This window comes from Arenibacter palladensis (assembly GCF_900129275.1).
In the GTDB taxonomy this organism is placed as follows: domain Bacteria; phylum Bacteroidota; class Bacteroidia; order Flavobacteriales; family Flavobacteriaceae; genus Arenibacter; species Arenibacter palladensis.
The window spans coordinates 253,604-272,423 of the sequence record NZ_FQUX01000004.1 but is presented as its reverse complement, the minus strand read 5'-3'; the positions used below and the strand labels follow the sequence as shown (position 1 = coordinate 272,423).

At 39.9% G+C, this 18,820-nt stretch carries 19 protein-coding genes and 1 other RNA gene; 6 read left to right on the top strand and 14 right to left on the bottom strand.

Annotated features, from left to right (window positions below; genetic code table 11):
* Positions 1–46: 46 nt before the first annotated feature.
* Both BUA60_RS13470 and BUA60_RS13465 read left to right on the top strand, forming a co-directional pair.
* Entirely contained in the window at positions 47–334 is a 288-nt protein-coding gene (locus BUA60_RS13470; RefSeq protein WP_072862467.1) for a 4a-hydroxytetrahydrobiopterin dehydratase, read from the top strand.
* 67 nt (positions 335–401) lie between these two features.
* Positions 402–1,112, top strand: coding sequence for a YebC/PmpR family DNA-binding transcriptional regulator (locus BUA60_RS13465; protein WP_072862465.1), 711 nt, complete (start codon positions 402–404; stop codon positions 1,110–1,112).
* 97 nt (positions 1,113–1,209) lie between these two features.
* Here BUA60_RS13465 and BUA60_RS13460 read toward each other — a convergent pair whose 3' ends face one another.
* From BUA60_RS13460 to BUA60_RS13430, 7 genes are all read right to left on the bottom strand, one after another.
* Positions 1,210–2,304 carry a hypothetical protein gene (locus BUA60_RS13460; RefSeq protein ID WP_072862463.1) on the bottom strand — a complete coding sequence of 365 codons (1,095 nt, stop codon included), beginning with the start codon at positions 2,302–2,304 and terminating at the stop codon, positions 1,210–1,212.
* Between the two features lie 385 nt (positions 2,305–2,689).
* The gene (locus tag BUA60_RS13455) at positions 2,690–3,229 is read right to left on the bottom strand and encodes a 1-acyl-sn-glycerol-3-phosphate acyltransferase (RefSeq protein WP_072862461.1); all 540 of its coding nucleotides are present in this window, start codon (positions 3,227–3,229) and stop codon (positions 2,690–2,692) included.
* Positions 3,230–3,368: 139 nt separating this feature from the next.
* Positions 3,369–4,496 carry an iron-containing alcohol dehydrogenase family protein gene (locus BUA60_RS13450; RefSeq protein ID WP_072862459.1) on the bottom strand — a complete coding sequence of 376 codons (1,128 nt, stop codon included), beginning with the start codon at positions 4,494–4,496 and terminating at the stop codon, positions 3,369–3,371.
* Between the two features lie 4 nt (positions 4,497–4,500).
* Positions 4,501–5,202 (bottom strand): HAD family hydrolase, encoded by a 702-nt coding sequence (locus tag BUA60_RS13445; RefSeq protein ID WP_072862457.1) that lies wholly within the window; start codon positions 5,200–5,202, stop codon positions 4,501–4,503.
* Positions 5,193–5,921 (bottom strand): 3-deoxy-manno-octulosonate cytidylyltransferase, encoded by a 729-nt coding sequence (gene kdsB / locus BUA60_RS13440; protein WP_072862455.1) that lies wholly within the window; start codon positions 5,919–5,921, stop codon positions 5,193–5,195. Before kdsB ends, BUA60_RS13445 begins: the two co-directional genes overlap by 10 nt.
* Before the next feature lie 118 nt (positions 5,922–6,039).
* Positions 6,040–6,603 carry a DUF4126 domain-containing protein gene (locus BUA60_RS13435; protein ID WP_072862453.1) on the bottom strand — a complete coding sequence of 188 codons (564 nt, stop codon included), beginning with the start codon at positions 6,601–6,603 and terminating at the stop codon, positions 6,040–6,042.
* 33 nt (positions 6,604–6,636) lie between these two features.
* Positions 6,637–8,070: an ATP-dependent DNA helicase gene (locus BUA60_RS13430; RefSeq protein ID WP_072862451.1), complete on the bottom strand. Its 1,434-nt coding sequence runs from the start codon at positions 8,068–8,070 to the stop codon at positions 6,637–6,639.
* A gap of 101 nt (positions 8,071–8,171) precedes the next feature.
* Between BUA60_RS13430 and BUA60_RS13425 the strand changes: the two genes are divergently transcribed.
* From BUA60_RS13425 to BUA60_RS13415, 3 genes are read left to right on the top strand one after another with little or no spacing between them, the layout of a single operon-like run.
* On the top strand, positions 8,172–8,822 hold the full coding sequence (locus tag BUA60_RS13425) for a hypothetical protein (protein ID WP_072862449.1): 651 nt from the start codon (positions 8,172–8,174) through the stop codon (positions 8,820–8,822).
* Positions 8,800–9,636 (top strand): DUF3822 family protein, encoded by an 837-nt coding sequence (locus tag BUA60_RS13420; protein ID WP_072862447.1) that lies wholly within the window; start codon positions 8,800–8,802, stop codon positions 9,634–9,636. Before BUA60_RS13425 ends, BUA60_RS13420 begins: the two co-directional genes overlap by 23 nt.
* Entirely contained in the window at positions 9,636–10,181 is a 546-nt protein-coding gene (locus tag BUA60_RS13415; RefSeq protein WP_072862445.1) for an RsmD family RNA methyltransferase, read from the top strand. Before BUA60_RS13420 ends, BUA60_RS13415 begins: the two co-directional genes overlap by 1 nt.
* Positions 10,182–10,367: 186 nt before the next feature.
* Here the strand turns inward: BUA60_RS13415 and rnpB are convergent.
* An RNA gene (gene rnpB, locus BUA60_RS13410) (RNase P RNA component class A) lies at positions 10,368–10,684 on the bottom strand.
* Positions 10,685–10,817: 133 nt separating this feature from the next.
* Between rnpB and BUA60_RS13405 the strand changes: the two genes are divergently transcribed.
* Complete coding sequence (locus BUA60_RS13405; protein WP_072862443.1) at positions 10,818–12,653, top strand: DNA polymerase III subunit gamma/tau; 1,836 nt, start codon at positions 10,818–10,820, stop codon at positions 12,651–12,653.
* Here BUA60_RS13405 and BUA60_RS13400 read toward each other — a convergent pair.
* From BUA60_RS13400 to BUA60_RS13375, 6 genes are read right to left on the bottom strand one after another with little or no spacing between them, the layout of a single operon-like run.
* The gene (locus BUA60_RS13400; protein ID WP_072862441.1) at positions 12,642–13,001 is read right to left on the bottom strand and encodes a transmembrane 220 family protein; all 360 of its coding nucleotides are present in this window, start codon (positions 12,999–13,001) and stop codon (positions 12,642–12,644) included. The genes BUA60_RS13405 and BUA60_RS13400 overlap by 12 nt on opposite strands.
* A gap of 1 nt (position 13,002) precedes the next feature.
* Complete coding sequence (locus BUA60_RS13395; protein WP_072862439.1) at positions 13,003–14,379, bottom strand: alkaline phosphatase family protein; 1,377 nt, start codon at positions 14,377–14,379, stop codon at positions 13,003–13,005.
* A 3-nt stretch (positions 14,380–14,382) separates the two neighbouring features.
* A complete protein-coding gene (gene eboE / locus BUA60_RS13390; protein WP_072862437.1) occupies positions 14,383–15,576 on the bottom strand; it encodes a metabolite traffic protein EboE in 1,194 nt (397 codons plus the stop codon).
* On the bottom strand, positions 15,570–16,751 hold the full coding sequence (locus BUA60_RS13385; RefSeq protein WP_072862435.1) for a 3-dehydroquinate synthase: 1,182 nt from the start codon (positions 16,749–16,751) through the stop codon (positions 15,570–15,572). The genes eboE and BUA60_RS13385 overlap by 7 nt, the downstream gene beginning before the upstream one ends.
* A gap of 11 nt (positions 16,752–16,762) precedes the next feature.
* Positions 16,763–17,665, bottom strand: coding sequence for a UbiA-like protein EboC (gene eboC / locus BUA60_RS13380; protein WP_072862433.1), 903 nt, complete (start codon positions 17,663–17,665; stop codon positions 16,763–16,765).
* On the bottom strand, positions 17,665–18,579 hold the full coding sequence (locus tag BUA60_RS13375; protein ID WP_072862432.1) for a TatD family hydrolase: 915 nt from the start codon (positions 18,577–18,579) through the stop codon (positions 17,665–17,667). Before BUA60_RS13375 ends, eboC begins: the two co-directional genes overlap by 1 nt.
* Between the last annotated feature and the right edge of the window lie 241 nt (positions 18,580–18,820).

Sequence of the window (18,820 nt, the reverse complement as noted above, 5' to 3'; positions counted from 1 at the left end):
CGCTTGGAATTGTAGTGTTTTCTTTAACTTTATAAAAAATAGCGACATGAAAAAATTAACGGAATCAGAAATAGAAAAACGATTGGAAGAATTTGACGGCTGGGATTATGTGGATGGTGCCATTGAGACCTCTTTTGAATTTAAAAATTTCAAGGATGCCTTCTCGGTAATGACCAGAATTGCCTTTGAATGTGAATCCCAAAATCATCACCCGGATTGGAGCAATGTCTATAATTCCCTTAATATACGACTTTCTACCCATGATGCGGAGGGAGTAACCGAAAGGGATTTTAAGTTGGCGCACAGTATAGAGGAAATTATTGTTAGCAAGTAAACTTAACACTTGCCCCAGGAGTAAAAATTATTAAATTTGTTCCATATTATTCTAATAAAACTAAGAAATGGGAAGAGCTTTTGAGTTTAGAAAAGCACGTAAAATGAAAAGGTGGTCCGCAATGTCAAAGGCCTTTACCAGAATAGGCAAAGACATCGTTATGGCGGTAAAAGAGGGAGGGCCAGACCCGAGCTCCAATGCGCGATTAAGGGCCGTTATCCAAAATGCCAAGGCAGTAAACATGCCTAAAGACAATGTGGAAAGAGCCATTAAACGGGCATCCGACAAAAGTTTGGGCGACTTCAAGGAAGTGCTTTTTGAAGGATACGCACCACATGGAATTGCCATTTTAGTAGAAACAGCTACGGACAACAATACAAGGACCGTGGCCAATGTTAGAAGTTATTTCAACAAATGCAACGGTAGCCTGGGAACTTCGGGTTCGGTAGAGTTTATGTTCGACCACACCTGTAACTTTAGGATATCTGCCGAAGGCATAGACCCAGAAGAATTGGAATTGGAAATGATCGACTTTGGGGCCGAAGAAGTTTTTGCGGATGAGGACGGTATATTGATCTATGCTCCCTTTGAGAGCTTCGGGGCCATCCAGAAAGAATTGGAAAACAGGGGGATCGAAATTCTATCTTCAGGCTTTGAGCGCATTCCACAGGTCACAAAGGCCCTTAGCGAGGAGGAAGCCGCCGATGTGGAAAAACTCTTGGAGAAAATAGAGGAAGATGATGATGTGCAGAACGTTTATCACACCATGCAGGAATAATAATCACCTTACAATAATTAGAAAGAGGCCCGTAAATGGGCCTCTTTTGTTTTTTTAAAACAACAAAATTAGGTGATAAATTTTGCAGAATCCAGTTTTAGTGCAGCTTGTCTTCAGACCCGATAATGAGTGATTTGTTCAACGTAAGTACTATGGTTCCCTCATCTTCCGTTGGGGTAACCGAGGTTATAAAATTATTCTCTTGGTTTCCTGTGGTTACAATAGGATTACCATACCAGTTATTTCCATTGTTTACAAAGATATTATTGGTAATGGTAGTCTTGGAATCATGTTTAAAGCCTCCACCTGTATTAATAATAGTTCCCGTATTTCCCTGAAAAAGGTTCCCATCAAAAAGGGTATTGTTGGTCCCAAGTGTATCTTCTCCCCAGGATGGGGTATCGCCAATCTTACTTGAAAACGTAAATAACAACCGGCCGGTATTGTTAACAAATTTAGAGTTCAATATCTGGTAACGGTTTACCCCCTTAAAACTTGCTATTTGATCATAATTCCCGCTAAAGACGCAGCTATCTATTTTTACATAATGCTCTGTTGAAAAGATTAAGCCCTTATTGGAAATAAATGAAGATCCCGTAATGGTAATTCTATTGGTATAATCATTTTCATTGTCCGAAGTAAAATTGGGAGTAGATCCCCAATAGCTCCTAAACAAGGTGGCAGAATTATTTTCAAAAATTGAATTGGAAATGGTAATGGATGAATTGTCTCCCTTGGACCAAAACGCCGTTTGATTGGAAACGCCGGTTACCCTTATTTCAGAAGCCTTTACTTCAGAGCCCGAAACAGCAAAAATGGTTCCGTCATTGTAATTATCCGCAGAATCGGTAAATGTAAGTCCTGAAATATCCAGTCTAAAACCTTTATTAATTACGAACATCCGATATTTGCCTTCCCCAGAGATGGTAATATGCTTCGCACCTGGTCCTGTAATGGTCAGGTTATTATTGATATGAGGCAGATCTGAAGATAATCTAAGAGTCCCCTCCAATCCTTCCAAAAAACTTATTTCATCTATATCCGCATCTGTATTGGCCGTATTTATGGCCCAACGTAAAGTACCCTTGCTATTATCGTCGCCAAGATCGGTAACCATTACCTCGGATTGTGCAATGGATATGGAAAAACAGAAGAAGGCAATTAAAAAAACAATTATTTGATCTCTTTTCATTCTCGATGGAATTAATACTATAAATGTTAATTAAATCAACGTTATTCCTTTTAAGAAACAAGCTTATACCTTGTTCCTTCATAACGTATTAAGATCAAAATTAGTATTCCCCACCTAAAAAAGGATTTTTTATAACCCCAAAGATGTATAAGTGCCTGAAAATGTTGTGTAAAGCCCTTATTGTGCAGTTTGATTTTTTAATGGGAATCAAATCCATCGCGCTTGGCGGTATTACCCACCAATTAATAAAAGCTCCTATAGATATTAAAAATAAATGGAATTGACCATGGCGAAATATCCTTGTTAATTTGAATTGTTCCAAGTTGGAAAAGATAATGTCAAGGGAGCATTTATTCTGTTTAAACGGGATATGCAACTGCCTATCTTAAAAACTATTCTCGGGCACCCTTCCCACCACGCCTTTAAAAAAGGCTTTGTAGGTTGCAAAATCTTCCTCTTTGTTATCCGTAGGATACTGTGGTTTGGAAATTTTGATCTGCTTTTTTCCAAAGTCGAACGCCACCAATACAATGGGAACCTTGGCCGCTTTGGCAATAAAATAGAAACCGGTTTTCCATTCCGTAACCTTTTTTCTGGTTCCTTCCGGGGAAAGTGCCAATCTGAACTTTTTATTTTGATTAAATATCTTGACTGTAGCGCTCACGGTATCCATATTTTTACTTCTATCGATGGGAGCACCGCCCATCCAGCGAAAATACCAGCCAAATGGAGGTTTAAAAAGTGATTTTTTTCCAATGAAATGAATCTCCTCATTCAAAACCCTCCTAATCAAAAGTCCCAAAAAAAAATCGACCCAACTGGTATGCGGCACCACAATAACAACACATTTGTCCACCTGTGGAAATGAGCCCACCAGCTTCCACCCCAAAATCTTAAAATAAATAAATTTGGCTAGGGCCCGCATAAATCATCAACTATTTAACATGTTAGGAGTTTTCGTATTTGATCCAGATATCCCAATTTATCAATAACTTCCATGATCCCGTTAATCAAAAAATAAAACAATATTGACTACATCAAAACGATTCCTGGTTTTAGGTATACTATATTTTTTGATATATCGATTTTAATTTTTCAGGGGTTACAATGGTACGCCATTCCTTTCCAAGTGCATTTTCCCATAGGGGCACAAGACTAAGGGCAACGTTGATCATAATTTCAAAATCATCATTGGTCAATTCCTTACAGATGCCTTTTGGTAACAGGATATTGTGTTTTTCCTTCATTTCATTAAATAATTCTACTCCTTCAGGATAGAACTCCTTTAAATGCTGAAACACCAAACAGTTCCCTATTCCATGTCTTACTCCCAATAAATAGGACAGACCATAACTCATGGCATGTGCAACCCCAACCTGTGAATAGGCTATGCTCATACCTCCGTGCCAAGAAGCCATCATTAATTTATTTCTGGCTTCATCCTCCTGTAGGTCTTCCAAATAGACCTCTTTACATAATTCCAGTGCCTTTTCACCATAGCTTTGGCTAAAGGCATTCAAAAAAGTGCCATTTAAGGATTCTATACAATGTATAAAACAGTCCATTCCGGTATAGAACCACTGCTCCTTAGGAACCCCTTTCGTTAAATCGGGATCCATGAGAACTTGGTCAAAAGTGGTATAATCAGAGTTTATTCCCAATTTTTTCTCAGGCCCCAATAGTACCGTTGTCCGGGACACTTCTGCTCCTGTACCGCTAATGGTGGGTATACCCACGTGATATATGGATGGTTTTTTTACCAAATCCCAACCTTGATACTGATAGGAATTGCCCTTATTGGTCAACATGATTGCCACAGCTTTTGCGAGATCCAATAAAGTGCCTCCACCAATACCTATAATTCCGGAAGGCAGATCGTCATAATCACTTTTAATTTTATGGACCAAGGCATCTACCTGGTCCGTTTTAGGCTCTTCGTCCGCCGAAATGAATATTAACTGATCATTAAAAATTAGCGGTATTCTAGAAATTAGCCCAGTGCCTTCGAATACATCGTCCACTAAAAAAATAAATGGCGCCTCGGAATTAATGCGTTTTGGCATTAAAATCTCTCCCAACTGTCCAAAACAACCTGCGCCAAATATAACGCGCGGCACCATAGGAAAGTTCTTGTAATTCGTTTTCAATTCAGGGCTTATAATTGTGTTGATATTTTTACTCTTTATATCCATAAATTTATTTAAGATACTTTAAAATATCGGAAATAGTGCTTAAGGTAAGATGATCATTGTTATGTTCCTCCATTTTTACCTCTTCATGCAGCCAAGTAGTATGAAAAGGAATATGCACGGCTTGTGCTCCTATTTTCAGTATTGGCAGTACGTCCGATTTTAAAGAATTTCCGATCATTAAAAACTCCTCCACAGGAATCTCCAAATGCTCCAATAGATTCTTATAATTTTCTTCCTTTTTATCGCTCAGAACTTCCACATGATGAAAATATTGGGTGAGGCCAGATTTTTCCAATTTCCTCTCCTGGTCCAACAAATCCCCTTTGGTCAATACTATTAGCCGATATTTGTCCTTCAATGCTTCCAATACCTGCTCCACGCCATCCAATAATTCCACTGGGTGTGTCAACATTTCCTTCCCTAGATTCAAAATTTCCGTAATCGTTGCTTGCGAAATCCTATTATTGGACAGATCCAGGGCAGATTCTATCATGGAAAGCATAAAACCTTTAATGCCATAACCATATAGCTCAAGGTTCTTGATCTCTGTTTTAAACAGCTCCTGATCTATTTGATTCTTGGTTTCATAGCTATCCAAAAGACTGGCAAATTTTTCCTCCGCATTCCTAAAATACGTTTCATTTACCCAAAGGGTATCATCGGCATCAAAACCCACCACCGTGATATTGCCAAAATCTACTTCCATACCTTCTTTGCTTTTTCCAAATCTTCCGGCGTATCTATTTCTATCCCGGTAACACTAGTTTCTACCATCTTTATTTTTTTTCCATACTCCAGGTATCGAATAGCTTCTATTTTTTCCGTGGCTTCCAAAATAAGCATAGGCAATCTCTGAAAATCCATCAATGCACTTTTCCTAAAGGCATAGATTCCTTTGTGCTTAAAATAAGGTATGTCCAACTCCCTTGATCTGGGATATGGAATTGGGGCCCTGGAAAAATAAAGGGCAAAATTTTGGTTGTCCACTATTACCTTTACTGTATTGGGGTCATTAATCTCCACCCAATCCGTAATCCTGGTCATTAAGGATGCCAAATCTATTTCTTTCTTAACATCATCCTTAAAAACTTCGATTACACTGGCCAAGCTTTCCCTGTCCGTAAATGGTTCATCCCCCTGTACATTTACAATGATATCCACATCCATGGATTCCACTGCCTCAGCAATTCGGTCGCTTCCACACTCATGCTGTTTTACACTCATTATGGCCTTGCCTCCTATATTGGTAATCGTATCATATATAGTAGTACTGTCCGTAACTACATAAACGTCCTGAAACAAACCGGTTTTTAAAGCCGCTTCATAGGTTCTTTGTATTACTGGTTTCCCTTGAAGGTCCTGCATAAGCTTCCCTGGAAATCTTGAGGCTGCATAACGAGCCGGTATCATTGCAATGATTTTCATAAGTAGATCTTATTGTTTTTTAAAGGTCATATGAAATAAGCATATCTTCATTATTGATTTTGCGACCAGTTTTGGGTCATGCCCATTTCGTACGAAAATTATTTAAAATTAATTTGGATTATGTTCTCGGTCTAATCTTTCTATATAACCTATATATAATTATCAATATTACAAGGACCAAAAACGCCGCAAGGATAGGAGCGAAAATTGATGCTGTAGTTACTACTGCCGCGGTTCCCGTTTCTACGAGGGCAATAACAGGGTTGGCCGTTCCCCCGGTGCTGGCCGTAGAGGCCAACCTGCCGGTAGCCGAAGCTCCTTTTATTGCGGTGGCCGTTCCCCCACCGGCAATTATAGCCAGGGTCCAGGTAATCACTGGATCTAGATTGGAGACTGTTGACACCATGACGGCGGTACCAGCCAAGGCAGCCATAGGTATCGCGAAACTATCCAACAAATTATCCAACCAAGGAATAAAATACGCCAATACTTCAACCAATGTGGCGACACCAAATGTTATTATGGCGGCCATACTCCCTACCCATTCCCAGTTTTCATTTAGCTGCCATACATCAAAATACGCGGCCAAACTTAAAGCAAACAAAGGCAAAAAAATCCTAAAACCTACGGATGCCGCCAGCCCGATACCTAAAAATATGCTTAAAATGGTCTCAAAAGTCATATTTCCTAACTTTAATGCGAAATTAGACTATTCCTAATCAACAAAAAAATCGTCCTTAAAGCCTATCAGGTACAATTTGTGCTTTGCCCTGGTCACAGCGGTATACAACCAGCGAAGATATTCCTTGTCTATTCCGTTGGGCAAATACGGCTGTTCCACAAAGACAGTATTCCATTGGCCCCCTTGGGACTTATGACAGGTAATGGCATAGGAGAATTTAACTTGTAAAGCATTAAAAAACTTATTGTTCTTTACTGCCAAAAACTTCTTGTATTTGGATTTCTCATCGGCATAGTCCTTCATAACTTCCTGATAAAGTCGGTTGCCATCTTCATAAGACAAGGATGGTGTCTCTGCCATAATGGTATCCAATAAAAGCACAGTTTCAAATGGTTTTTGATTGGGATAATCTACCATTTTCACCTTTACCTCCGCAAATTTAAAACCGTATAACTCTTTAATGGCAAATATCTCCAACACTTCAATAATATCCCCGTTGGCAATAAAACCGGCCTCGGAAGTAGGTTTCAACCAGAAATAGTTGTTTTTAACCACCATCATATAGTCCCCTGTGGCCAACTCGTTTTCCAGATATAGGATTCTATTCCTAATATTTTCATTGTATAGATTGGCCCGCTTATTGGAGCGTACTATAATGGCCGTTTCCTCTTTACCATTTTGCGAATAGGAGTCATCTATGGCCTCTTGGATATCATTGCCATCCACCAAGCGGACTATATCCGTATAGTGACTTACAGAAAACTTAAAATCATCAAAGAATTCACTTTGCAGCTGTTCCCTTAGGTTGGTTGCGTTAACTAAGATTCCCGAATCCTCTGCCTGCCTCACTACCTCATCCAACTCCAATTTTATAACTTCCTTGTTATAATTCAAGCCCAATTGGTTTTCATCCAAAGCTGGACTAATGTTTAAATGAACCGGAGGAAGCTGTGCAGTATCCCCAATGAGTATGAGTTTACAATTATGTCCCGAATACACGTACATTAGCAAATCGTCCAGAAGTGACCCATTTTCCATCAACTTGGAATCGGTGGGGGTATCTGGAATCATGGAGGCCTCATCTACAATAAAAATGGTATTTCTATGCTTGTTGGGAGACAAAACAAACTGCACTCCACCCCCACTCTGTTTTTTGGGAAAATAAATTTTTCTGTGTATAGTAAATGCCTGTGTGCCCGAGTAATTGGACATTACCTTTGCCGCCCTACCTGTAGGGGCCATTAAAACAGCCTTCATCGTCGTCGTCCAAAGATTGGTCACAATTGTACCTACGATTGTAGTTTTACCGGTACCTGCAAACCCTTTTAACATAAAAACACTATCCTTTTCCTTGGATAAAACAAAACTTGCAAGTTTTTGCAAAGCCACTGACTGCTTGGCAGTTGGGTCATGTGGAAATTTGTCTGTCAGGAGTTTAAAAAAAGTAGCGTCGGTTATAGAAGTCATAGGTCATCAAAGATAATCAGTATTTTTAAGGTCAAATACTTTTACCATTAAAAAAAAATTGTAGATTTGTGACAACCACTAAATAAAATAACACTTACAAAATGAAGACCATTTTACAAATTTTCCTTTGGATAGCAGCTATCGTGTTGGGTTATATGATATATAATTCTGTGAACGGCCCAATTGAATTTAAGAAAGTCAAGCAAGAACGCTTTGCTAAGGTAATAGCCAATCTAAAGGATATTAGAAATTCCCAAGAAGCCTATAAAACTGTAAATGGTAGATATGCCAAGGATTTTGAGTCCCTAGTAAGTTTTGTCGACACCGGTAAATATACCATTACCCAGCAGAGAGATTCCTCTTATTTGGAGTACGACAAGAATTTTGGTATCGATATGTTGAAGGAAGTTAAAATAATTGATACACTTGGTACTGTTTCCGTTAAGGATTCCTTATTCAAAAAAGACGATCGCTTTAAGACCATGATGAATGTACCTTACGCTCCTAATGGCGAAAAATTTGAAATGAAGTCGACCATCATCGAAAAAAGCGGATACAAAGCTCCAGTTTTTGAAGTAAAAGTGAGCAAGGACGTTGTTTTACATGACCAACCCAAAGCTTTGTTGGCAAGGGAGAATACCCAAATCAATGTAGATGAGGTAAATGGAAATGTAATTAAGGTTGGATCTTTGACCGAGGTAAGCACCAGTGGAAATTGGCCATCTATATATGACAAACGAAACGACCAATAGCGTTTTAGAAAATTCTAAATCGGAATATCATAAATTGTCCATTCAAGTTAGCTTGAATGGACTTTCTTTTTGTGTCGTGGACACACTTTCCAATACCATTCTTGCTTCTGAAAGGATGGTGTTTGAAAATGAGCTTACCCCATATGCCGTTCAAAAGGAAATAAAGCAGCTTTTTGAAAAAAACAGAATAAGGGATGTAAAGTTTTCAGAAGTCGTTGCAATACACAGGAACAATCTTTTCAGCTTGGTCCCACGGGCTCTTTTCAATGAAAATGAACTGGCCAACTACCTAAAATTCAATGCCAAAATCTTAGCAAACGACCATCTGGAATACGATGAAATTAAAAGTCTGGACATGGTAAACGTTTATGTTCCTTTTATGAATATAAACAATTATATCTACGACCTTTTCGGCGAATTTGAATTTATGCACCATGGAACGATCATGATCCAAACCTTGACAAACCACCATGGCAACCAAAACGAACCCATTTGCTATGTACACCTCATAGAGGGACATATGGACATCGCCGTAATTTCAAATAAAAAGTTGATTCTGTACAATAACTTCAGTTTTGCTACCAAGGAGGATTTTATTTACTATCTATTATTTACTTTGGAACAATTGAAACTGGATACGGAAACCACTAAGCTCAAACTTTTTGGTTCTATTGAGGAAGGCGATGAACTTTACACTATGTGCCATCAATATATAAGGGATATTTCCATTTTTATCCCCTCCAACACCTCATTTCATCATTTTGGGGGATCGGATAAGGAGACTATAGATTTTACACTACTAAACACTCTTTAATGCGTATTATATCTGGTAAAAACAAAGGCCAAAGACTTACAGCTCCCAAAAAGCTCCCGGTCCGCCCCACAACCGATATGGCTAAAGAGGCCCTTTTCAACATACTCAATAACCAATACCACTTTAGCGAGGTAAGCGTATTGGATCTATTTGCCGGTACGGGAAACATCAGTTACGAATTTGCATCCAGAGGTTCGGAAAATATAACCGCCGTGGATGCAGACTATGGATGCATTAAGTTTATTACAGCAACATCTACGGAGATGGACTTCCCTATAGTGACCATTAAGAAAGATGTTTTTCAATACTTGCAGACCAACCCTGTAAAAGCACATATTATTTTTGCCGATCCCCCCTATGATCTATCCCCTGAAGAATTTGCTACCATTCCCCAACTGGTATTTGAAAAACAGCTACTTCTAGAGAATGGTGTTTTGATCATTGAGCATTCCAAACATACCGATCTTTCAAAATTGGAGCATTTCACCAACCAAAGAAAGTATGGTGGTAGTGTTTTCAGTTTTTTTGAATGGACTAAAGAATAATGAAAGTATAGTGCCTGCGGCAGTATTTATCAAAAGAATCTTCCAATGGCAGCATTCATCAGGAAGATACCGCCCTGCGGCGGCATTAACTGACATAATCTTCCTTTGTCAGCGGTCATCAAAAAGATACCGCCCTGCGGCGGCATTAATTCGACTACGCATTTGCTATGCAAATGCTGTCTCATTAAAAAAAGCAGGTCATAAGCCGGATTCTGTTAGCCTTGAATTACTTCAAGGCCTCCCTATCATTTATCTAGGCCAAAAGTTGCCCTTTGGCTCCAACCGCCTACCCTTCAGCTCGGGCGTGCAGCCCTCAATCACTGATTTACATGACGTTGCACCGTATAGAGTTTACCTGGTTTCACTACAGCATTACCTGTACATACTTTCTGTTGCACTTGTCCTCATCTCTCGATGGACGGGCGTTACCCGCTATACTGCACTATGGTGTCCGGACTTTCCTCCCCCCGCGGAACGCGGGGAGCGATAAGGCGACCTGCTGATACAAAGGTAATTGAATTGTTGATAAATAAAATACTAAAGAAAGTTAAATAGCCCCTTTAATGCAATGCTATTTTTATATTTGTACTTCACCCATCGGCGTATTATTTTTGCACCGTATATAAGTCAATAGCCTTGGAACCTTTTATAGTATCCGCCCGAAAATATAGGCCCCAAACATTTAAGGATGTAGTTGGACAACAGGCTATTACCAATACCTTGACCAATGCCATAGACAATGACCACCTAGCTCAGGCACTTTTGTTTACAGGTCCCAGAGGCGTAGGAAAGACAACTTGTGCGCGTATTTTGGCGAAGCAGATCAATCAGGATGGTAGGACGGACGACGATGAGGACTTTGCCTTTAACATCTTTGAACTTGATGCCGCATCCAATAATTCCGTAGATGACATAAGGGAACTCACCAGTCAGGTGCGCATACCCCCCCAGGTCGGGAAATATAAGGTATACATAATTGACGAGGTGCACATGCTGTCACAGGCCGCCTTCAATGCTTTCCTAAAGACACTTGAGGAACCGCCGGCCCATGCCATTTTTATTTTGGCTACGACGGAAAAGCATAAAATTATCCCTACAATTCTATCTCGCTGCCAGATATTTGATTTTAAGCGCATCACCGTTAAAGATGCCGCCGAATACCTTAAATATATTGCCGAGAACCAAGAAATAGAAGCTGAAGACGATGCGCTTCATATCATAGCCCAAAAAGCTGATGGCGCCATGCGCGATGCCCTATCTATATTTGACAGGGTAGTAAGTTACTCGGGCAAAAAATTGACCAGAAAGGCCGTTACCGAGAATTTGAACGTACTGGACTACGACACCTATTTCGCTGCTACAGATCTTATTCTAAAGCATGATATTCCAGGTCTATTGATTCTTTTTAATGAAACCTTGGCCAGGGGATTTGACGGACACCATTTTATAAGTGGTCTGGCTTCACACTTTAGGGATTTAATGGTATGCCTACACCCAAACACTATTGAACTCCTGGAAGTTGGGGAGGAGGCAAAAAAACACTATAGCGAGCAATCCAAAAAAACATCCAGTAGCTTTTTACTATCGGCAATCGATTTGGCCAACGACTGCGACATAAATTACAAGTCCAGTAAAAACCAACGTCTTCTTGTTGAACTGACCTTAATGAAATTAGCCTCTATCGATTTTGATGGAGAAAAAAAAAAGTCTGAATCCTTAGGGAATGGTCGTAACAAACCAGATTTTATAATCCCCGCTTCCTTTTATAAGGTAAGTCGGCCCTCCTCTTTAGAGAAAGAAGCCAAGGCCAACGAATCGGAAGCAAAAACCGTCCATACCGAAGTTCCCAGTACCCAAAATGTCGTTGAAGAGGAACAAGCCTCCCAGAGCCAAGCTTCCCCTTCACATACTTCCACAAAGACACACAAAAGTGACGGGAGTGGATCCGTAAATGTTGCCCAAGAGTCCAATCCTGCCCCCAGAACCAAAATCAACATAAAATCTACCGAAAGGAGGGTTTCTGGTCTTTCGCTTTCTAGCTTAAAGGCCAAAAAGGAACATCAACTGAACAAAAAAGAGGACGTTATTGACGAAAGCAACCTTCCAAAAGCCAATTTTACCGAGGAAGAAATGCAAAAACATTGGGCAGATTTCGTTGATATTTTGGATAATGATGGACGTAAAATTTTGGCATCCAATCTGCATTCGGATGTTCCCAAGCTTACCGACAATTTTACCATTTGGATTGAATTGCCCAATGGTACCATGAAAAAGGAAATCGAGCGGGAAAAGTACGACCTGATGGAGTATTTAAAACTAAAACTGAACAACCACTTTATTCAACTGCGAATAACGGTAAACGAGGCCACTGCCAAGAAATTTGCATTTACCCCGGAAGAAAAATACATGAAATTAAGGGAGAAGAATCCAGCTATCGACCTTTTGAGAAAAGAGTTCGATTTAGATATTTAGCGCCCTTACAACCTTAACCCTCCAAGCATAAAACAACATTACCAAGGCATTGATTATAAGCCCCAAGGACTCCCTGGCATGTTCTATATTATCTATATTTCCACTGCCTATTGAAACTCCTTCAAAATGATCCGGCCAAAAAATCCACGCCGCTATCAAGTAGGCAAACGATAGCACCACCGGTATCAATAAATTTAGCTTGCCAAGGAAAAATAAAAAGGATGCCCCAGCGGCAATTCCGTAGATAATGTACCACATAAAGGCATCTGGATCGTTATATTGGAGCAATGCCGCCCAAACAAACAATATGGTGAATACTCCCGAAAATATCTTGGAAAAAAGTCGCATGTTATGAATTAATAAGATGGTTTTCTATAATACCGTACACCTCCGTTGCCAACACATTGTCCTTTAACGAATCACTTTTTTTGTTGGTTATCAATATTGGATGATCTTTGGAATCCTCGGGCATCCTACCATGTGATCCTTTAACCAATGTAGCGTCCAGTGGAATAATATCCATTACCGTTCTGAAACCCAATTTCTTTTTCAACAACTTCCAAATAACCTTTGGCATCAAGAATTTATCCTTCGGATCGGTAAGCATCTCTACTGGATCGTATCCGGGCTTTTTGTGAATGTCCACCATCCTAGCATAGTCAGGTGCCTTGTTATCATCCAGCCAGAAGTAATAGGTAAACCACGAATCCTTATCCGCAATTACCACTAAATCTCCACAACGTTCATGATCCAAATGCAGCTCCTTGATTTCGCTTCCAGAAAGCACTTGCTCAACCCCCTTTAAGCCCTTTAAAATGGCCTTGACCTTATCAAAATCCTCCTTATCCCTTACATACACATGGGCCAACTGATGGTCTGCAACGGCAAACGCCCTACTGGCTCCAGCATCCAATAATTCCAGTCCCCTTTCCACTCGTATGCCAAGTAAGCCCTCCTGCCTCAGTTTTCTGTTTAAATGAATAGGATTGTTTACATTGGTTATCCCGTATTCTGAAAGTATAATAATATGGGCCGATTTGGTTTCATAATATTCCACCAATTGCTTAACTACATCATCTATCTCCCTTAGGTCCTTTGAAATTTTGTTTAAATCGGTCCCGTAGCGTTGCATATTGTAGTCCAAATGCGGTAGGTAGACCAAAGTAAGGGTCGGATCATGTAGCACATCCGTTTTTAGACTTGCATCAGCAATCCACTGACTGGATTTTATAGAGGTTTTTGGTCCCCAAAAGTGGAATAGCGGAAATGTTCCCAATTCATTTTGTAAATGGTCCCGAAGTTCCGCCGGATAGGAATACACATCAGGTATCTTCCTTCCATCCGCCAAATAATTTGGTCTTGGGGTAACACTGTAATCCGCATTGGAATACATATTGTACCACCAGAACATATTGGCACAACTAAAATTGCTATCAAGCTTTTTAAGTTTGTCCCATATTTTTTCAGATTGGATAAGACTATTGGATTGACGCCAAAACTTAACCTCATGCTCTTCCTTAAAATACCAACCATTACCAACTATACCATGTTCAGATGGCGTTTTGCCCGTTAAATAGGTGGCTTGAACTGCACAGGTCACTGCAGGCAATTGTGGTGTAATAGTTGCCGAAGCTCCTCTCTCCATAAAAGATTTAATAAAGGGCGTATGCTCCCCTATCAATCCCCGTGTTAATCCTACAACGTTTAGCACTACGGTTTTCCTCATTCCTTAAATTTTACTCTTTAACCATTCAATTTCACGAACAATGCAATTGGACAGTTCGGTTTTAAGATCTTTGGGCAAAACATCCCAAGTATAGGTCTCAATCTCCAATTGATCCGAAAATTGATCTTCCCTTAGATATTCCAACACCTTGAGTATTTGGTCCTGGGTAGAAAATAAATCGTCGTACTTTTCCAAAAAAATGGGTACATGAAAATGGGACCTTAGCTCTTTGGTATTGGAGCGATGCTCCAAAACTTCGGGCAGATCCTTATAGGTAACTACTTTGTCACCTATCTTTTCGGTGACCTGATGCAAGTAAGTGGGTTCGTTAAACTGACTAAGCGAGTGCCATATAGCCTCATTATCGCCCTCTTTGAAAAGAATCTTAAGAGCAGAACTTACTTGTATTTTACCAACCCTTATTCCAGCTTTCTTAAATTTTGCCAAAGTATGTTCCGGTTCCTCATAGGCTAGTGAAAAATGGCACACATCATAACAAACGCTTATATGCCTTAGAATTAAATTTTTGGCCTTTTCCTCGCTGCACCGAAGAACTGTGATCAATTTTTGGGTTGCTAAGGGAAGCAGATAAGTATCGTAAAAGTGAAGCACCTCATCGCTGTTCTCTATCATCCCATCCGGTTCCGGCTCAATATCCATATGAAGATACTTACCGGTTTTGCTTTCAATTTCCACCAACTGTAACACAATCTCCGACATACTTTCGGCTCCCGTTGCAAAGGCCTTTTCCAAAGCTTTATCTGAAGTATGCCAGTGCCTATAACTAACAGGTGAGGTAGAAATTCCTCCTGAAATACCTTCAGGAATCAAAAAAGCCAATTGATCAAAAAGTCGCTTGGTATAATCCAATCTTTCTTTGGTAGTCCAATCCGGGGCATGTACCATATCTTTTACCCTTTCGTTATGAAAATTTCCATAAGGGAAGCCGTTCATGGTAAAAACATAGAATTGATTTTGGTCCAACCAATCCTTAAAATCCTTCAAATTACTACCTTCATTAAGTCCCAAACTTGCTACATTGGACAAACGAAGTCCAATGCCAAAAGGAGATTCTGGAGATACTTCCTTCTTTATTTTAGGAAGATATGTTTTTAGACTATCATAGGTCTGCTCCCAATCTTCACCAGGATGAATATTACTACAATAACTAAGATGATATTTATTTTGTATTAACATGCGGTATTGGATACTTTAGGTTTGTACATTTCGTTTAGCCATACAATTGCTTTCCCCATGGTGGAAATATCAATTTCATGAACATCGTGTTTGGCACCTATTTTGGATATCAAGGTAATGGTAAGTTCCCCGCCCAAATGCTCCCTGAATTCCTGTATGCCATTTAACAGATCGTCCAAATCACCATCCTTCTGCAAAGGGATATGCAAATCGAAGCCAATTTGTTCCAGAACTTTTAAAATTCGGTCCAGTGTCTCCTTACCGATCAATCCAATAAAATGGGCATACACCAAATCCAAGGCCATACCAATGGCAACAGCCTCACCATGTCTCAGTTGATAATTGGTCATATACTCCAATTTATGGGCTGCCCAATGACCAAAATCCAAAGGTCTGGAAGAACCGCTCTCAAATGGATCGCCCCCTTGGGCAATATGCTCCATATGCATCTCTGCACAGCGATAAATTAAGTACTCCATGGACTCCATATCACGTGCCCGAAGCAGTGTACTGTTCTCCTCAATAAAATCAAAGAATACCGCATCCTTAATCAACGCCACTTTTACCGCTTCCGCTATACCGGAAATCCAATCGCGCTGCTCCAAAGTGGTTAAAAAATTACTGTCGTTTATTATGGCATAAGCGGGAGCAAAAGTCCCTAGAAAATTCTTTTTCCCTAATATATTAAAACTATTCTTCACCCCTACGGCCGAATCGTTCTGGGACAGCACTGTGGTAGGAATCCTTATCAACTTAACCCCCCTATGGGCTATTGCGGCAGCATATCCCACCATATCAATGATGGCACCTCCTCCAATAGCAACAACAAACGAGTGTCTACAAATCCTATTATCATTTACGGCATTTAATATCCGCTCTACATGGTGGTAATCATTTTTACACTGTTCCCCGCCCGTAATCACCATTTGTTCCGTTAGATGGATCACCGAATTATTCCGGGTACAATAGGAGGTAATATCCTTACTTAAATTTGGATGGCAGGTTAGTACACCGCTGTCTATTACAAAAAGTACTTTTACGTCCCCCTTACTGTTATACCCTTGAATAATATCTTTGAACAAGGGGTTATCCATACTAAAAATATGTTCCGTGAAATGTAGCTTATACTCATAAGCTACTTTAAAGGATTGCTCTATTGGTTTATAATGTGACATACTTTAAAACTTTAGGTAACTGCGAACAGTTTTGATAAAAAAACAGATAAGGGCAATAGCAATAGTATAATCAACCCTACCCACCAATGGGAAAATCCTACGGCCAAAGATGCGTCCAAAACAATGATCGATATGACTCCGGCCATTACCGCCTTTTTTATATTCTTGGGCGAATTTTCCGAATATGCCTTCAACAAAGGTCTAAATACTAAAAAAGCGAACAGTAGTAAAAATGGAACTGACTCCAATAAATTAAGGCCGGAAGTTGCAAAAAGAACAACTATTCCCAAAATTACAATACTGTACAACGCCCCTGCAAAAATAATGTGGTTCTTATTATCCCCATGTACCTCGCCCCTACTTATAAGGGTTATGGCCGCTATATATAAAACAGGGAAAATAAAATACCCCCAATTGCTAAAATCGCTTAAAATGGTTATCCCTAAAAGTAAGTTTAAACCTCTACAAACTCCCATGTTAAGTGGACCAAAAAAGGAATGGTGTTTTCCCAAGGCATCGTACAAAAGAATGGAAAGCCCTAGTGTAATGGCAACCATTCCACTTACAGTGCCCACCAAAAATGAAAATAGAACCCCTAAATTCATTAAAACTCCTCCAAAGATTGCGGCAGATCGAACAGAAACCAATCCGGAAGGAATGGGTCTTTCCGGCCGCTCCGTTTTGTCCAATTTATGATCAAAGAAGTCATTGAGAACCACACCTGCGGCATATAGAAATACGGAGGAGAATACCAACAAAAGAATATCCCACAACATGGACGTATTCCATGCCTTATCAATAAAAACACCTATGAATACCCCGGAAATAGCCACACCTGCCAATACATCGGCTGCAGCTGTAGGTAAATTTGCAGGTCTCGCGAGCCTTAAATATCCTTTCAATACAGGATTCATTATACTATTTTATCCGCATCCGCATCAACCTTAGGCTCTTGCCCTCGCAAAACACTATTATCGTTATATAATTTGGTTTGATTGATGCCTTTTGGATTCAACCAATCGGATTCTTTCATTTTACCATTTTTACCAAAAATATCCAATGCATTCTGGTAACAGGTTTTAACCACATCCGATTTAGCTATTCCCCTTTTCAGCATCAATGAGGCTGTTTTTGGCACTGCCAAGGGATCACTAACACCCCAGTCCGCAGAACTGTCCACAATAATGCGATCGCTTCCAAAATTTCTCACTACTTCCACCATTCTTTCATTCCCCATTTTGGTTTTTGGATAAATTGTAAATGCAGCCCAAAAACCACGATCCAATACATCCTTAACAGTTTCCTCGTTATTGTGATCGATAACGACCATACCCGGATCCAGACCATGTTCCAAACAGACCTCCATACTTTTTAAGGTTCCCGACTTTTTATCCCTATGCGGGGTATGTATCTGTACCGGAATATTCAATTCTTTGGCCAATTCCAACTGCATTCTAAAATATTTATCCTCGGCCGGGGTCTGATCGTCGTAACCAATTTCACCAATGGCTACCACATTTTCCTTATGTACGTACAAGGGCAATAATTCTATTACCTGTTCCGCCAGCGCTTCATTATTGGCCTCCTTGGAATTTAATCCAATAGTGCAATAATGATGTATCCCAAACTGACTGGCCCTAAAAGGTTCCCAGCCCACAAGGCTGCTATAATAATCTTGAAAAGATCCTACCTGTGTACGCGGTTGCCCCAACCAAAATGAAGGCTCTATAATAGCCACTACGCCCGCCGCTGCCATTGCCTCATAATCATCGGTTGTCCTAGAGGTCATGTGTACATGGGGGTCTATAATCATCATTTTCTCTTCCATAATAATATTATATACTTTAATTGATTAACGCTTCTACTATTCAAATGTTTTAACAGCCTTCTGGATCGTGTTCCAATTACGGCAAATTCCCTATTCTGATGGCAACTCCAACCGATAAAGTTAATTAATTAATGGGTCATAGCGATTATAATTGGCCCATTTTAAAAGTGTTTTAACAATAAAAGGAACCTACAACCTTAACCCAGTGCCTAAGGAATCCAATTCTTATCCATAACCTTGA

Excerpts from the sequence above, each read along its gene's own strand:
- BUA60_RS13470 (WP_072862467.1), top strand. The coding sequence starts at position 47 with ATGAAAAAATTAACGGAATCAGAAATAGAAAAACGATTGGAAGAATTT.
- BUA60_RS13465 (WP_072862465.1), top strand. The coding sequence starts at position 402 with ATGGGAAGAGCTTTTGAGTTTAGAAAAGCACGTAAAATGAAAAGGTGG.
- BUA60_RS13460 (WP_072862463.1), bottom strand. The coding sequence starts at position 2,304 with ATGAAAAGAGATCAAATAATTGTTTTTTTAATTGCCTTCTTCTGTTTT.
- BUA60_RS13455 (WP_072862461.1), bottom strand. The coding sequence starts at position 3,229 with ATGCGGGCCCTAGCCAAATTTATTTATTTTAAGATTTTGGGGTGGAAG.
- BUA60_RS13450 (WP_072862459.1), bottom strand. The coding sequence starts at position 4,496 with ATGGATATAAAGAGTAAAAATATCAACACAATTATAAGCCCTGAATTG.
- BUA60_RS13445 (WP_072862457.1), bottom strand. The coding sequence starts at position 5,202 with ATGGAAGTAGATTTTGGCAATATCACGGTGGTGGGTTTTGATGCCGAT.
- kdsB (WP_072862455.1), bottom strand. The coding sequence starts at position 5,921 with ATGAAAATCATTGCAATGATACCGGCTCGTTATGCAGCCTCAAGATTT.
- BUA60_RS13435 (WP_072862453.1), bottom strand. The coding sequence starts at position 6,603 with ATGACTTTTGAGACCATTTTAAGCATATTTTTAGGTATCGGGCTGGCG.
- BUA60_RS13430 (WP_072862451.1), bottom strand. The coding sequence starts at position 8,070 with ATGACTTCTATAACCGACGCTACTTTTTTTAAACTCCTGACAGACAAA.
- BUA60_RS13425 (WP_072862449.1), top strand. The coding sequence starts at position 8,172 with ATGAAGACCATTTTACAAATTTTCCTTTGGATAGCAGCTATCGTGTTG.
- BUA60_RS13420 (WP_072862447.1), top strand. The coding sequence starts at position 8,800 with ATGACAAACGAAACGACCAATAGCGTTTTAGAAAATTCTAAATCGGAA.
- BUA60_RS13415 (WP_072862445.1), top strand. The coding sequence starts at position 9,636 with ATGCGTATTATATCTGGTAAAAACAAAGGCCAAAGACTTACAGCTCCC.
- BUA60_RS13400 (WP_072862441.1), bottom strand. The coding sequence starts at position 13,001 with ATGCGACTTTTTTCCAAGATATTTTCGGGAGTATTCACCATATTGTTT.
- BUA60_RS13395 (WP_072862439.1), bottom strand. The coding sequence starts at position 14,379 with ATGAGGAAAACCGTAGTGCTAAACGTTGTAGGATTAACACGGGGATTG.
- eboE (WP_072862437.1), bottom strand. The coding sequence starts at position 15,576 with ATGTTAATACAAAATAAATATCATCTTAGTTATTGTAGTAATATTCAT.
- BUA60_RS13385 (WP_072862435.1), bottom strand. The coding sequence starts at position 16,751 with ATGTCACATTATAAACCAATAGAGCAATCCTTTAAAGTAGCTTATGAG.
- eboC (WP_072862433.1), bottom strand. The coding sequence starts at position 17,665 with ATGAATCCTGTATTGAAAGGATATTTAAGGCTCGCGAGACCTGCAAAT.
- BUA60_RS13375 (WP_072862432.1), bottom strand. The coding sequence starts at position 18,579 with ATGGAAGAGAAAATGATGATTATAGACCCCCATGTACACATGACCTCT.